General features: G+C 72.5%; 13 protein-coding genes. 7 read left to right on the plus strand and 6 right to left on the minus strand.

The window, feature by feature from the left end:
• Nucleotides 1-47: 47 nt before the first annotated feature.
• Complete coding sequence (locus tag ACFRFH_RS14330) at nt 48-926, minus strand: RDD family protein (protein WP_382463670.1); 879 nt, start codon at nt 924-926, stop codon at nt 48-50.
• Nucleotides 927-943: 17 nt separating this feature from the next.
• Between ACFRFH_RS14330 and ACFRFH_RS14335 the strand changes: the two genes are divergently transcribed.
• The gene (locus ACFRFH_RS14335) at nt 944-1,939 is read left to right on the plus strand and encodes a stage II sporulation protein M (RefSeq protein WP_382463671.1); all 996 of its coding nucleotides are present in this window, start codon (nt 944-946) and stop codon (nt 1,937-1,939) included.
• A gap of 23 nt (nt 1,940-1,962) precedes the next feature.
• The gene (locus tag ACFRFH_RS14340) at nt 1,963-2,370 is read left to right on the plus strand and encodes a hypothetical protein (protein WP_382463672.1); all 408 of its coding nucleotides are present in this window, start codon (nt 1,963-1,965) and stop codon (nt 2,368-2,370) included.
• Between the two features lie 7 nt (nt 2,371-2,377).
• On the opposite strand, the gene ACFRFH_RS14345 is transcribed toward ACFRFH_RS14340, so the two are convergent.
• From ACFRFH_RS14345 to ACFRFH_RS14365, 5 genes are read right to left on the minus strand one after another with little or no spacing between them, the layout of a single operon-like run.
• Nucleotides 2,378-3,709 carry a DUF58 domain-containing protein gene (locus tag ACFRFH_RS14345; protein WP_382463673.1) on the minus strand — a complete coding sequence of 444 codons (1,332 nt, stop codon included), beginning with the start codon at nt 3,707-3,709 and terminating at the stop codon, nt 2,378-2,380.
• A gap of 8 nt (nt 3,710-3,717) precedes the next feature.
• A complete protein-coding gene (locus ACFRFH_RS14350) occupies nt 3,718-4,743 on the minus strand; it encodes an AAA family ATPase (RefSeq protein ID WP_382463674.1) in 1,026 nt (341 codons plus the stop codon).
• Complete coding sequence (locus tag ACFRFH_RS14355; RefSeq protein WP_382463675.1) at nt 4,740-6,017, minus strand: DUF4350 domain-containing protein; 1,278 nt, start codon at nt 6,015-6,017, stop codon at nt 4,740-4,742. Before ACFRFH_RS14355 ends, ACFRFH_RS14350 begins: the two co-directional genes overlap by 4 nt.
• Complete coding sequence (locus tag ACFRFH_RS14360; protein WP_382463676.1) at nt 6,014-6,670, minus strand: DUF4129 domain-containing protein; 657 nt, start codon at nt 6,668-6,670, stop codon at nt 6,014-6,016. Before ACFRFH_RS14360 ends, ACFRFH_RS14355 begins: the two co-directional genes overlap by 4 nt.
• Before the next feature lie 2 nt (nt 6,671-6,672).
• Nucleotides 6,673-8,148: a hypothetical protein gene (locus ACFRFH_RS14365; protein ID WP_382463677.1), complete on the minus strand. Its 1,476-nt coding sequence runs from the start codon at nt 8,146-8,148 to the stop codon at nt 6,673-6,675.
• A gap of 226 nt (nt 8,149-8,374) precedes the next feature.
• On the opposite strand from ACFRFH_RS14365, the gene mtrA reads away from it, so the two are divergent.
• The 5 genes from mtrA (at nt 8,375) to hpf (ending at nt 14,114) form a co-directional block, all read left to right on the plus strand.
• A complete protein-coding gene (gene mtrA / locus ACFRFH_RS14370) occupies nt 8,375-9,058 on the plus strand; it encodes an MtrAB system response regulator MtrA (RefSeq protein ID WP_345836715.1) in 684 nt (227 codons plus the stop codon).
• A 13-nt stretch (nt 9,059-9,071) separates the two neighbouring features.
• Nucleotides 9,072-10,766 carry an MtrAB system histidine kinase MtrB gene (gene mtrB / locus ACFRFH_RS14375; RefSeq protein WP_382463678.1) on the plus strand — a complete coding sequence of 565 codons (1,695 nt, stop codon included), beginning with the start codon at nt 9,072-9,074 and terminating at the stop codon, nt 10,764-10,766.
• Entirely contained in the window at nt 10,763-12,457 is a 1,695-nt protein-coding gene (locus ACFRFH_RS14380) for an LpqB family beta-propeller domain-containing protein (protein WP_382463679.1), read from the plus strand. The genes mtrB and ACFRFH_RS14380 overlap by 4 nt, the downstream gene beginning before the upstream one ends.
• A 109-nt stretch (nt 12,458-12,566) precedes the next feature.
• A complete protein-coding gene (locus ACFRFH_RS14385) occupies nt 12,567-13,244 on the plus strand; it encodes a ComF family protein (protein WP_382463680.1) in 678 nt (225 codons plus the stop codon).
• Nucleotides 13,245-13,412: 168 nt separating this feature from the next.
• Nucleotides 13,413-14,114, plus strand: coding sequence for a ribosome hibernation-promoting factor, HPF/YfiA family (gene hpf, locus ACFRFH_RS14390; protein ID WP_382463681.1), 702 nt, complete (start codon nt 13,413-13,415; stop codon nt 14,112-14,114).
• Nucleotides 14,115-14,177 lie beyond the last annotated feature (63 nt).

Here is a 14,177-nt window from a genome sequence, read left to right on the forward strand (position 1 = left end):
CTCCTGGGTGTGCGGGGTCGGCCGGATCAGCGGACAGGGAAGGCGGATCAGCGGTCAGGGAAGGAGTGCGGCAGCGCGTCGAGCACCGGCTCCAGGCGCTGCAGCCGCTCGGCCTCCAGCGCCAGGCCGGCGGCGTCCCGCTGCCGGCGGAGTACGGCGACCGCGACGAGGAACGCCTCGGCGTCCACCTGCGGCAGCGGCGACACGTACGGCGCCGCCTCGCGGGCGAGCTCGGTGCTCAGCCCGTACCTGGCCGCGGCGGTGAGCTGCGGAGCCTGCCGCACGAACTGCGCGATGCGGCGCGACAGCCGGTCGGGCAGCCTCCCGACGTCCGCGTTCTGCGCCCAGCCGGCGAGCTGCGGCGGCAGGTACAGGGTGAGCGGCTGCGGGTGCGGGACGCGCTCGAGCTGGCTGTAGGTGCCGGCCAGCAGGTCGCCGAGCCGCTTGGAGCGGGAGTTGAGGAGCCCGGTCAGGGCGGCGATGCCGCCGAAGCTCAAGTAGATCTCGAGCACGCCGGCGAGGGCGCGGATGAACGCGTGGCGGAAACCGGTCGCGCCGCCGTCGTCGCGCACGATGCGGGCGCCGACCGCAAGCCTGCCGAGCGAACGGCCGCGGGTCAGCAGCTCCATCCCGGTCGGGAGGATCACCGTCCCGAACACCAGGATGAGGATGACCAGCGCGCGCACCAGCGCCTGGTCGAGTCCGCCGCCGGTGCTGACCAGGATCAGGATCAACCCGAGCATGACGAGCATCGAGAACAGCCAGTCGATGATCGTGCCCGCCGCGCGGAGGATGTAGCTGGCCGGCTTGACGTCGAGGGTGACGGCCTCGCCCGTGACCAGCTCGCGCTCGGTCGCAGGACCCCCCGTCGAGAGTCCCGCCGCAGAAAGGCCCCCACTCGGGAGGAGGGGCGCAGATGCCGTCATGGCTATCATTCAAGCAGATGGATCTCGACGCATACACTGCCGCGCACAGCGCCGACTGGGAGAGGCTCTCCCGGCTGGCCCGCCGCCGACGCCTGGACGGCCGCGACGCCGACGAGCTGATCGACCTGTACCAGTCCGGGGCGGCCGATCTGTCGGCCATCCAGACCAGCGCGGGCTCGACCGCAGTGGGGGACCGGCTCTCCGTGACGCTCGCCTCCGCCCGGCTGCGCTTCACCGGCGCCGGCTCGAACCTGTTCTCGCAGGTCCCGCGGTTCTTCGCCCTGCAACTGCCCGCGGCGCTCTACCGCATCCGCTGGATCGTGCTGGCCGTCGCGGTCGCGACCGTCATCGTCTCCACGCTGTACGCGCTGTGGATCAGCGGCAACCCGGACGTGCTGCGCAACCTCGGCGACGACGCCGCCCTGAAGCAGTATGTGAACCACTCGTTCGTCGACTACTACTCGAACAACCCCGCGGCGTCGTTCGCGGGCCAGGTGTGGACCAAGAACGCCTGGATCGCCGCACAGTGCATCGCGTTCGGGATCACCGGGCTCTGGGTGCCGTACGTGCTCATCCAGAACGCGGTCGGGATCGGCACCGCGGCGGGCGTCATGTTCGCGTACGGCCGCGGGGACGTGCTGTTCTCGTACATCCTGCCGCACGGCCTCCTGGAGCTCACCAGCGTGTTCGTCGCCGCCGCGGCCGGGTTGCGGATCTTCTGGGCGTGGATCGCGCCGGGCGCCCGCACGCGCGGGCAGGCGCTCGCCGAGGACGGCCGCGCGCTGTTCACGGTCGCGATCGGCTGTGTGATCAGCCTGTTCGTCTCCGGCCTGATCGAGGGCTTCGTGACGCCGTCCGCGCTCCCGGTCTGGCTGAAGATCGCCATCGGCGCGCTCGCGCTCGGCCTGTACCTCTTCTACATGCTCTTCGTCGGCGGCCGCGCCGTGCGCGCCGGCGAGACCGGCGACCTCACCGAGTTCGAGGCCGGCGACCGCCGCGTCGTCGCCGGCTGACGCGCCGCCCCGCGCCGCGATTCGTGCCGAATGTCGCGTTTCGCGGCGGCAAAGCCGCGATTCGGCACGAATGTGCCAGCGACGATTCGTGCCGAATGTCGCCTTTCGCGGCGGCAAATCCGCGATTCGTGCCGAATGTCGCCTTTCGCGGCGGCGAAGCCGCGATTCGTGCCGAATGCGCTGGCGGCGATTCGTGTCGAATGTCGCCTTTCGCGGCGGCGAAGCCGCGATTCGTGCCGAATGTCGCGTTTCGCAGCGGCGAAGCCGCGATTCGTGCCGAATGTGCCGGCGACGATTCGTGCCGAATGTGGCGTTTCGCGGCGGCGAAGGCGCGATTCGTGCCGAATGTCGCCTTTCGCCGCGGCAAAGCCGCGATTCGTGCCGAATGTCGCCTTTCGCGGCGGCAGAGCCGCGATTCGGTACGAATGTGACGCGCGCTCAGAGGCGGCCGGCGGCCTTCAGCGCGAGGTAGCGGTCGGCGAGGGCCGGCGGGAGGTCGGCGGGGGAGCCCGTGACCACCTCGCCGCCCAGGCGGCGCACCGCGGCCGACACGCGCGCCACGTCGAGCAGCGCCCGCTCGGCGGAGGCCGCCCGGTAGACGTCCTCGCGGCGGTCGCGCTGCGTCGTCGCGGCCTCCGTGTCCGGGTCGGTCACACTCGCCACCAGCACGAGGTGCTTGCGGGTGAGCTGCGGCAGCACGGAGAGGAGGCCGCGCGAGCCTCCCGGCGCGTCGAGCGAGGTCAGCAGCACGACGAGCGAGCGCTGGCTGGTCAGCGTGCCGACCTGGGCGGGCACCGCCGACCAGTCCATCTCGATGAGCGCCGGCTCGATGCCCGCCATCGTGTCCACCATCCGGGAGAGGAGCTCCGAGCCGGCCGCCCCCTGCACCCGGCCTCGGACGACGCGGTCGTACGCCACCAGGTCGACGCGGTCGCCCGCCCGGGAGGCCAGCGCCGCCAGCAGCAGCGAGGCCTCGAACGCGGTGTCGATGCGCGGCTCGTCCGCGATGCGCGCCGCCGAGGTGCGGGCGGTGTCGATCACCAGCACGACGCGCCGGTCGCGCTCCGGCCGCCAGGTGCGCACCATCACCCGCGCGCCGCGGCCTCCGGTCGGGTCGTGCCGCCGGGCGGTCGCCCGCCAGTCGATGGAGCGCACGTCGTCGCCGCGCACGTACTCGCGCAGGGAGTCGAACTCGGTGCCCTGGCCGCGCAGCATCACGCTCGTGGTGCCGTCCAGCTCGCGGAGCCGCGCCAGCCGCGACGGCAGGTGCTTGCGGGCGTTGAACGGCGGCAGCACGCGGATCCGGCCGGGAGCGGAGAGCGTGGCCTGCCGTGCCCAGAGGCCCAGCGGTCCCCACGCGCGCACGGTGACCTGCTCGACCCGGCGCTCGCCTCGCCGCCACGGCGTCAGCGACACCACAACGCGGCGGCGCTCGCCGGGCGGGATGCTGATCGCGGTGCGCGTCGGCTCCGCCCCGGCGGACGGCTCCCACGCGTCGCGCAGCACGCCGCGCAGCGTCCGCGCGCCGGTGTTCGTCACGAAAAGCTCGCTCGCGGCCTCCGCGCCCAGGCGGACGCGCGGCGGCAGCTCCCTGCTCAGCCGCAGCCGCCGCGGGGAGGCCGCTAGCGCGAGGTCGATCGCGCCGAGCACCAGGCACAGCAGCACCCAGCCGCCGAGCGCGGTGTAGGCGGCTCCCGTCGCGCCGCCGAGCAGCACGACGGGGACGGCGCCCAGCGCGAGCAGGGCGACGAAACGTCCGGACAGGGTCATCGGCGGGCCTAGATCGGAACCTGGACCTGCTGCACGATCGAGCGCAGCACGGCGTCGGCGCCCACGCCCTCCAGCTCCGCCTCGGGGCGCAGCTGGATGCGGTGCCGCCAGACGGGCACGAGCATCGCCTGGACGTGGTCCGGCGTGATCGAGTCGTAGCCGGACAGCCACGCCCAGGCCTTGGCGGCGGCGAGCAGGGCGGTCGTGCCGCGCGGGCTGACGCCCAGGCGCACCGAGGGGCTGCGGCGGGTGGCGCGGGCCAGGTCGACGATGTAAGCGAGCACGTCCGGGTTGGCGCCGACGGAGGCGGCGGCGGCGCGGGCGGCCTCCAGCTGCCGCGCGTCGAGCACCGGCGTCACGCCCGCCCCGGCGAGGTCGCGAGGGTTGAAGCCGGCCGCGTGCCTGCGCAGCACCTCCACCTCGGCCTCGCGCTCCGGCACGTCGAGGGTGAGCTTGAGCAGGAACCGGTCGAGCTGGGCCTCCGGCAGGGTGTAGGTGCCCTCGTACTCGATCGGGTTCTGGGTGGCCGCGACGATGAACGGGTCGGGGAGGCGGCGGCTCACGCCGTCGACACTTACCTGGCGCTCCTCCATCGCCTCCAGCAGGGCCGACTGGGTCTTCGGTGGCGTGCGGTTGATCTCGTCCGCCAGCAGGATGTTCGTGAACACGGGGCCCTCGCGGAACACGAACCCGCCGGTCTGCGCGTCGTAGACGAGCGAGCCGGTGACGTCGCCCGGCATCAGGTCGGGCGTGAACTGGATGCGTGTGGTCGTGAGGCTCAGCGCCTCGCTGAGCGCGCGCACGAGCAGCGTCTTCGCGACACCGGGCACGCCCTCCAGCAGGACGTGGCCGCGGGCGAGCAGCGCGATGATCAGCCCGGTGACCGCGCCTTCCTGGCCGACGACGGCCTTGCCCACCTCGGCGCGCACGCGCGCCAGCGCGTGCCGCAGGTCGGAGGAGCCGGGCGACGGAGGCGGCGCGATGCCGTCCGGTGCTGCCGAGGCCGAGTGGGAGCCGGTCGTGAGGTCGGTCATGGTTCCATTCTTCCGGTCGTTCGTGGGCTGTGTGGCGCGGCGGCGTCGGCCGTCGCGCGCTCGAGCTCGGCCAGCCGGTCGGAGAGCTCGACGAGCTCCCGGTCGCTGTCCGGACGCTGTTCCAGGAGCAGGTGGAGGATCCCGGCCCGGTCGCGGCCGGTGATCGCGGCGACGGCGTCGGCGACCTCCTCCGTCGTGGCCACGCGCGGGAGGCCGACCTGGCCGGCCAGCCGGCCGATCGCCCCGATGCGCAGCGCGTCGGCGGCGCGGAGCCGTGCCGACGACCGCTGGTAGAGGCGCGCGCGGCCCTCCCGGGTCTCGCCCGCGCGCACGACGACGGGGAGGTGCTCGACCACCAGCGGCCCGAAGCGGCGGCCGCGCCACACGGCGGCGGCGACGAACACCAGCGTCAGCAGCAGGAGGACCGGCGTCACCCATCCCGGCGTCAGCGTCGCGAGGTCGGCCGGCCCGGTGACCGGCCGGTCGAGCAGGCCGGGCTGATACCAGACCAGCGTGCGGTGCTCGCCGAGGAGGCCGAGACCGAGCGCCGCGTTGCCGAGCCGGTCGACGCCGTCGTTCATGAGGGTGGCGGCCGACCCGAGCAGATAGACCGTGCGGCCCTGGTAGGTCGTGCGCACGAGCGACGCGCGGTCTCCCGACGCCACGAAGCAGGCGGTCGCGTCGCCGGTCACGCGGAAGCTGCCGGGCGATCCGACGCCCTCGGTGTTGGCGGTGGGCCGGGGGTCGATCCGGACCGCGCGCTGCGCGACGGGCAGGTCGCAGCCGGCGGAGACGATGGAGCCGGGGTCGCCCGCCGCGTGCACCGCGGGAGCGAGTGCCTGAAGGGCGGCGAAGTCGGGCTCGACCAGCACGATGGTGCTCGCGATCGAGCTGAGCTGGTCGTAGCCCTGCTTGGCGAGGTTGCCCGCCGGGTCGTAGACGAGCACGGTGGTGTCGTCTCCCGCGGCGCTGCGCACCTCGTCGAGCGACCCGGCGGTGCGCACGCTCACACCCTGCTGGCCGAGAACCTGCGCGAGGGCCTTGGCGCCGGCGGGGCCGGGGTTGGTGATGCTCAGCGGGTCGCCGGCGATGCTGCGGTCGCCGTTCAGCAGCACGCCGGACAGCCCGACGATCGCGGCGATGACGGCGAGGATGATCCACGGCACGGCGCGGCGCGCGACGCGACGGACGGTGGGGGAGACCGCGGGCGCGTCCGCCGGGCCGGGCTCCTGCACGGACGGGCGCTCGGCCTCTGGTGCCAGTGCTCCGGTCATGCGAGTGTCCCGGTCATGCCCTTGGGCGCTTCCTGAGCCGGCCGCACCCGCTGGAGGCGCCCGTCGAGGTCGAGGAGGTGCCGGTAGCCGGCCTCGGAGCCCGGCCGGTCGAGGTAGCGCACCTCGTCGAAGGTCCGGGCCGCCTGACGCAGCTCGGCCGCCTCCGCGGGCGCCGCGCGGGCGGCCTGGGCGGCGAACTCGGTCGCGGTGGTGCCGGGACGGACCTCCACCAGGGTGCGCTCGTCGAGTGCGGCCGCGATGGCGCGGAACTCCTCCTCGATCGCGAGCGGCCAGTCCTCTGCCCGCGCCGCGTCGGCCGCCGACCGCCGCAGCTCGTCCGCCGAGCGGGCGTCGCCCGCGCCGAACAGCGCCCGCGGGGTGGACGCGGCGCGCCGGTTGACCCGCGGCCGGCCGAACACGAGGAACGCGACCACGATGATCGCCGCCACGATTAGCACGACCACGACGAGGAGGACAGGACTGGCACTCCCGGTCGGACCGTTCAGCAGCGACGCGAGCCAGTCCTGCACCGCCTTGGAGGCGATGTCGAACCACGTCGGCTTCGCCGTCTGGTACTCCGGCTTGGCGAGCTCGTTGCGGATCCAGTCCTGCGCCTGCGGCGAACTCGGATCGACCGGGATGTCGAGGTGCACGCTCAGGCGCCCGGCCAGCCCGCGTTCGGGGCGGTCGCGCTCGGCGCGGGCTGCGTGAACGGATCGGGCAGCTCCTGGCCGGTCTGCCTGGCCTCCACGAACCGCACGAGTTCCAGGTCGAGCCCCTCCTTGCGCATCCGCAGGTCGATGTAGATCAGGCCGAGGGCGGCGGACTGCGCGACGCTGCCGATCGCGCCGACGATCGCGCTCACGATCGCCGACAGCGCGTTCACGCCGAGCTGGCCGATGATGGCCTGACTGTACGAGTTCGGGTCGGCGGTGCTGAGCGAGGTCGGCGCGAAGATGCCGCCCAGCATCCCGCCGATGATCGCGAACGGGAACGCGATGACTTGGGTCACGGCGTAGATGATCATCGCCAGCAGGACGATCACCCCGAACGTGCGCCAGAAGTAGCCGGTCGTGAGCCGCCAGGAGCGGGCGATGGCGGAGCGGAACGGGAGGCGCTCGATGACGATCGCGCTCGGCACGATCGAGAGCTTGGTGTACAGCCAGATGAAGACGGCCAGCAGGCCGAGGCTGCCGCCGATCCCCACCAGGACCGCGCCGAGCACACCGGCCGTGCCGCCGAGCATCGCGAGGGCGACGATGATGGAGACCACGAGCGCGAGGGCCACCAGCCAGAACAGCGACCACAGGAACGTCCAGCCGACCAGGGCGCCGAACCGGGAGCGGATGAGCCGCCAGAGCGCGCGCAGGTTCAGCTTCTCACCCAGCGTCTCACGCGACACCTCGGCGACGATGATGCCCTGGAGCAGCGCGCTGAAGATCCCCGAGATGACGACGACGAGGACTCCGAGCACGATGCTGCCGCCCACCGCGCCGGCGGTGATGGTGCTGCGGTCGGCGGCGTCCGCCGTCGCGACCCGCGAGAAGAGGAGGTAGAGACCGCCGTACAGGAGTGCGGTGACCAGGATCACGGGGACGCCCTGGAGCAGGAGGGCCGCGCCGACGGTGATCTTCGGGTTGCGGCGCAGCGCCTGGAACGGCGCGCCGAGCAGGGTGCCGAACGACAGCGGGCGCAGCGGGATGAGCCCCGGCTTCGGCGGCGGAGCCCAGCCGGGCTGAGCGCCGGTGGCGTCGTAGGGCTGCTGCCAGCCCTGCTGCTGCCAGGCCTGCTGATAGTCGTACTGCGGGTAGCCGGGCTGCTGAGGGTAGCCCTGCTGCGGGTATCCCTGCTGCGGGTACCCGGGCTGCTGCGGGTACCCGGGCTGCTGCGGATAGCCGGGCTGCTGCGGGTATCCAGGCTGCTGCGGGTATCCAGGCTGCTGCGACTGCTCCTGCTGGGGCGGCTGCGGCGGCTGCTGCGGATACCCCGGCGCGTACTCCCCGTACCGCGGCTGCTCCGGCGCAGGCCCACCCGGCTGCTGCCCCGCGGGCGCGGAGCCGTCGGCTCCCGTGCCCTGACCGTCCGGGTCCCCGGACCCCCCAGGTGCCCGCCAGCTCTGGTCGTCGCTCACGCCGTGCCTCTCATCCCCCGTTTGGTTGCTCCCATGCTGGCACATCCGCCGTCCCACCGATGCCCCGCTGATAGGGCACGGGGACGACCCGGTTCTCCACCGTCTCGACGTGCCCACAGCCCGCGCCGGGCCGGCATACAAGGCTCGTGCAGCCTCCTCGACTACGCTTGACCCGATACTGTTGCGGCCCGCGCCGCCCGAGAGGGGTTCAGGGGATTCTTCGGACATGACTAGTCGCATCCTGGTGGTCGACGACGACACCGCCCTCGCCGAGATGATCGGCATCGTGCTCCGCACCGAGGGATTCGACCCCGTGTTCTGCGAGGACGGCGCTCAGGCGCTCGACATCTTCCGCGCGGCCAAGCCCGACCTCGTCCTCCTCGACCTGATGCTGCCCGGCCTCGACGGCATCGAGGTGTGCGGCCGCATCCGCGCCGAGTCCGGCACGCCCGTCATCATGCTGACCGCCAAATCCGACACGGCGGACGTCGTGAAGGGCCTCGAGTCCGGCGCCGACGACTACATGGTCAAGCCGTTCAACCCCAAGGAGCTGGTCGCCCGCATCCGCACCCGGCTGCGCCCGGCCCCGACCAGCCCGCCCGCCGAGCAGCTCCGCGTCGGCGACCTCGTCGTCGACGTCGCCGGCCACGAGGTGCGCCGCGGCGACGGCCGCATCGCGCTCACTCCGCTCGAGTTCGACCTCCTGCTCGCCCTGGCCTCCAAGCCGCAGCAGGTGTTCACCCGCGAGATGCTGCTTGAGCAGGTCTGGGGCTACCACTACAAGGCCGACACCCGGCTGGTGAACGTGCACGTCCAGCGCCTGCGCGCCAAGGTGGAGCAGGACCCGGACAACCCCAAGATCGTCATGACCGTGCGCGGGGTCGGATACCGCGCCGGCGCGGCGACCTGACCGGGAGTCCGCGATGCGCTTCCGGTGGCCCGACAGGGAGTGGTGGCGGCAGGTGCCGTCCGAGCTGTCGCGCCTGTGGAGGCGCTCGCTGCAGTTGCGCACCGTCGCCATCACCGTGCTCCTGACCGGCGTCGCGATCCTCGTGACCGGCGTCTACATGGCGCTCAGCATCAGCAACGACCTCTACCAGTCGCGGCTCGACCAGGCGCTCCGCGACTCCAGCCGAGCGACCACGGCCGCGCAGTCGACGCTCAACGCGTCCGACATCTCCTCCAGCGACAGCGGCAAGAACCTGCTCAACTCGACGCTGCAGTCGGTGCAGGCCTCGACCTCGAGCCGGCTGATCGCTGCCTACCGCGTCCCCGGCCAGGACACCAGCGTGCTCGCGCCTCCCGACCGCGGCAGCCCCGCGCTCAACCCGGTCATCTCGCCGGAGCTGCGCACCGCCGTCGAGAACGGCGGGACAAAGCAGTTCTACCAGTCGGTCGCGCTGCCCGCGTCGACCGACTCCACGGACCCCGGGATCGTCGTCGGCACCCAGCTCACCCTGCCGTCGTACGGCCGCTACGAGCTCTACATCGGCTACAACCTCAGCGACTCGGAGAGCACGCTGCTGTTCGTCCAGAACACGCTGCTGCTCGCAGGCCTGGCCCTCATCGTCCTCATCGGCGCGATCACCTGGCTGATCGTGCGCTTCGTGGTCGAGCCCATCCGGGTCGCCGCGCGGACCAGCGAGCGGCTCGCCGCGGGCGACCTCGCGGTGCGCATCCCGGAGAAGGGCGAGGACGTCTTCGCCTCGCTGGCCCGCTCGTTCAACGGGATGGCGGACAGCATGCAGAGCCAGATCAACCAGCTCGCGACCCTGTCCCAGCTCCAGCAGCGGTTCGTCTCCGACGTGTCGCACGAGCTGCGCACGCCGCTGACCACCATCCGCCTGGCGGGCGACGTGATCTACGACCAGCGCAGCTCGTTCCCGCCGGCGACCTCCCGCACGGCCGAGCTGCTGCACACCCAGATCGAGCGGTTCGACCGGCTGCTCTCCGACCTCCTGGAGATCAGCCGCTACGACGCCGGCTCCGTCGCCCTCGACCCGGAGCCCACCAACCTGGTGCGGCTGGCGGAGGAGGTCGTCGACGAGCTGCGCACCCTCTCCGAGCAGAACGGCTCCGAGCTCCGCCTGGAGGCGCCGGGCGGCTACTTCGACGTGGGCATGGACCCGCGCCGCATCCGACGCGTCGTGCGCAACCTCATCGGCAACGCGATCGAGCACGGCGAGGGCGCACCGGTGGTGGTCACCGTCGACAGCAACGAGACGGCGGTCGCGCTCGCGGTCCGCGACTACGGCATCGGCATGAGCCAGCAGGATGTCAACCACGTCTTCGACCGGTTCTGGCGCGCCGACCCGTCCCGCAAGCGCACGCTCGGCGGCACCGGGCTCGGCCTCGCCATCTCGCTGGAGGACGCCACCCTGCACTCGGGCTGGCTGCAGGTCTGGTCGATGCCGGGGCAGGGGTCGTGCTTCCGGCTCACCCTGCCGCGGTTCACCGGCAAGGGCATCATCGCCTCCCCGATCCCGCTGCCTCCCGTCGACGCAGGGGCGAAGCCCGCGCGCTCCGAGGCGCATGCGGCCGACGACAGCGGCCCGCTCGACCGCGGGGCGGGCAACCTCGACCCGGCGCCGCGGCCGGGAAGCGAGGCGCACGCATGATCCGGAAGACGTCCCGCGGACTCGGCGCCGCCCTCGCCCTGGCGCTCGCGCTGGTGCTCGCGGCGTGCGCGAGCATCCCCGACGGCGGCCCCGTGCGCCAGGGCGGTCCCGTCGCGCAGGTCAACGACCAGCTCGACCTCGACTTCAACCCGTCGCCGCCCGAGAACGGCGCGACGCCGCAGCGGATCGTGCAGGGCTTCATCGACGCCGCCTCCAGCCCGAAGAACAACTTCCAGATCGCCCGGGAGTACCTCACCCGGTCGACGGCGGCCTCCTGGAACCCGGACGAATCGGTCACCGTTGACGACGGCCGCAGCCGCACGTACGACCACAGCGGCAACCAGTGGTCGGTCGACGTCAGCCCGGTCGCCAACGTGGACAGCGCAGGGACCTACCATCCGGTGTCGAGCAAGGCGCCGGTTGGGCTCAGCTACCAGGTGGCCAAGGAGAACGGCCAGTGGCGCATCTCCGCGGCGCCGGCCGGGGTGGTCATCGATGATCCGACCTTCCGTGCCGTCTACAGCCAGCAGACGCTCTACTTCTACAACGCGGACTACTCCTACCTGGTGCCCGACGCCCGCTGGTTCCCCGCCCGCGTGGCGACGGCGGCAACGCGTGTGGCGAGCGCCGTGCTCGCCGGGCCCGCCAAGTGGCTGAACGGCGCCGTGATCAGCGCCTTCCCGCAGGGCACGCAGCTCGCGGTCCCCTCCGTCACCACGTCGAACGGCGCCGCGCACGTCGACCTCAGCTCGGAGGCGAGTCAGGCGAACCAGCTCCAACTGCAGAGGATGCAGCTCCAGCTCGAACAGAGCCTCGGGTCGCTGGCGTCGTCGGTCCAGCTCTCGATCGAGGGGAACCAGCAGCAGGTGCCGCCGCTGCCGGACGGGTCGGTGCCGCAGCAGGACCCGCCCGTGGACTCGCACGCCGTGGTCTACCGCGGGGAGTCGTTCGGCCTCCTCAACGGCTCGACCATCACTCCGTTGAGCGGACTCAGCGACAAGGTCGTCGCCCTGGCGCCCAGCGCCGCGACGGTGAACGCCGCGCGCGACGAGGTCGCGGTGCTGTCGCGCGGCGCCGCGGTGCTGGTGCGGAAGTCCGGCGATCCGGTGCACGTCGACATCCGCCCCGGGCTCATCGCGCCTGCGCTGGACAACCAGGGTTGGCTGTGGAGCGTGCCGGCGTCGTCGCCCGACGCGCTCCAGGTCGCCGGCGTCAACGGGCAGCCGCACGCCGTGAAGGTGGACTGGCCGGGCGCGATCGGCATCGTCGCGCTCGCCGTCTCCCGGGACGGGACGCGGGTGGTGGCGATCGTGCGCACGGCGACGGGCTACTCGGTGGTCGCCGCGGGCGTCGTCCGCGGGTCGGACGGCCTGCCCACGTCCATCACGGCGCCGATCGAGCTTTCGGTCGGCGACGGCGTCCCGACCTCGATCGCCTGGACGGGCGAGCTCACTGTCGTGGTACTGAGCACGACGAACGGCGACGCGACCGGGATCGCCGAGCAGACCATCGGCGGCACGACGTCGACCACGACGGGCCCGGCGACCGGGCGGACGATCGTGGGCGCCGGCGGACTGTCGCGCTACCTGGTGCTCGCGGGGGACGGGACGCTGCAGGCGCCCACCGGGAGCGGCTGGCAGACGCAGGCGGACAAGGTCGGCGCGGTCGCGGTGCAGCTCGGGCAGCCCTGAGCCCTCCGTCACGGCTCGGTTGTCCTCCACCGCTGACGGCGGTCGACGCCTTTTCCACGGATCTCGTCGTGGGCGTCCAGCCACGGGCCGACGTGACGAGGCTGGACACATGACGATCACTGAAGCCCCTCGCTCCGACCTCCGTTCGACCATCCGCGACGCCGTCCTGGATGCCGCCGCCGTGCTGCTCCCGGTGAGCTGCGCGGGATGCGCCGCCGCCGACCGCTCGCTCTGCGCCGGCTGCACACGCGCCCTCACCCCCGAGGTGCGGCAGCGCACCGTGAGAGGCGTCGCCGTGTGGTCGGCGCTGGACTACGACGACGTGCCGCGCACCGTGCTCCTCGCCTACAAGGACGGCGGGCGGGTGGACGCGGCGCGTGCGCTGGCCGGTGCGCTGGCTCCGGCGCTCGCCGCGGCGGCCGGGCCGCGCGGTCGCGGTACGGTCCCCGTCCTGATCCCGTCGACGAGTGCGGCGTGGCGGCGGCGTGGCTACCATCCGACCGGCATGGTGCTCGCGCGCACCAGGGCGCTCGCGCCTCCGCTGTGGCACGCCCTCCGGCTCACCCGGCAGACCGCCGACCAGGCGGCGCTCGGGAACGCCCAGCGCGCGGACAACCGTGCGGGCAGCATGGTCGCGTCCCGGCGGCTGCGTGGCCGCAGGTGCGTGATCGTCGACGACATCGTGACCAGCGGGGCCACGATCGCGGAGGCCGCGCGCGCGATCCGGGCGGCCGGCGGCACCGTGGGCGGCGCCGCGACCATCGCCACTACGCCTCGCCGGCGATGATGACCAGTCCCGTGCTCCAACATCCAGCGGACGGTCAGCAGAATCGTGGAATTCACCCGCCGATCACGGTTCCGTTACGTGCGGGGGAGCACTACGGTGGTCGAAAAGGCGCGAGTGATCCGCCCTTCGTGATCCGGGCGGACATCACGCCGGATCAGGGAGGTCTTCATGGACATCAACATCGTCGGACGCAACCTGGGAATCACTGATCGCTTCCGTGAGTACGCGACAGAAAAGGCTGACAAGGTCGCGCATCTCGCCGAGCGGGCCATCTCCTTCGAGATCAAGGTCAGCAGGCACAACGAGAAGCTGGGTTCCCAGAACGGCGACGACCGGGTCGAGCTGACCCTGGTCGGACCGCGAGCCGTCGTCCGGTCCGAAGCGACCGGAACGGACAAGTACGCCGCGTTCGACATCGCGCTCGGGAAGCTTCTCGAACGTGTCAGGAGGGCCAAGGACAGGCGTAAGGTGCATCGCGGGCAGCATCGGCCGACCTCGCTTCGCGAGGCGAGCACCGACGGCTTCAGCGCGGTCGGGCTCGCGGCGGCCCCGGTGTCGGTGCTCGACCAGGTGCGCACCGGCAGTGTCCCCGTGGTGTCCGACGAGACGGCGGAGGCGGGGGAGACCGAGGAGGAGTACAGCCCGGTCGTGATCCGCCAGAAGGTCTTCGCGAGCATCCCGATGACCGTCGACGACGCCCTCTATTATATGGAGCTCGTCGGCCACGACTTCTACCTGTTCGTGGACCAGGAGTCCAAGCGGCCGAGCGTCGTCTACCGCCGCAAGGGCTGGGACTACGGCGTGATCGCCCTCGACGACGATGCCGAGGAGCTGCAGGAGGTCGTGACGGCGAGCCGCAAGCTCGGCTGAGTTCGCGTCGATGGCGTGCGCCCAGGCGGCGCACGCCATCGGCATTCACCGGTCTCGCAGGGC

The organism is Leifsonia sp. NPDC056824 (assembly GCF_042789575.1).
Classification (GTDB): Bacteria; Actinomycetota; Actinomycetes; order Actinomycetales; family Microbacteriaceae; genus Leifsonia.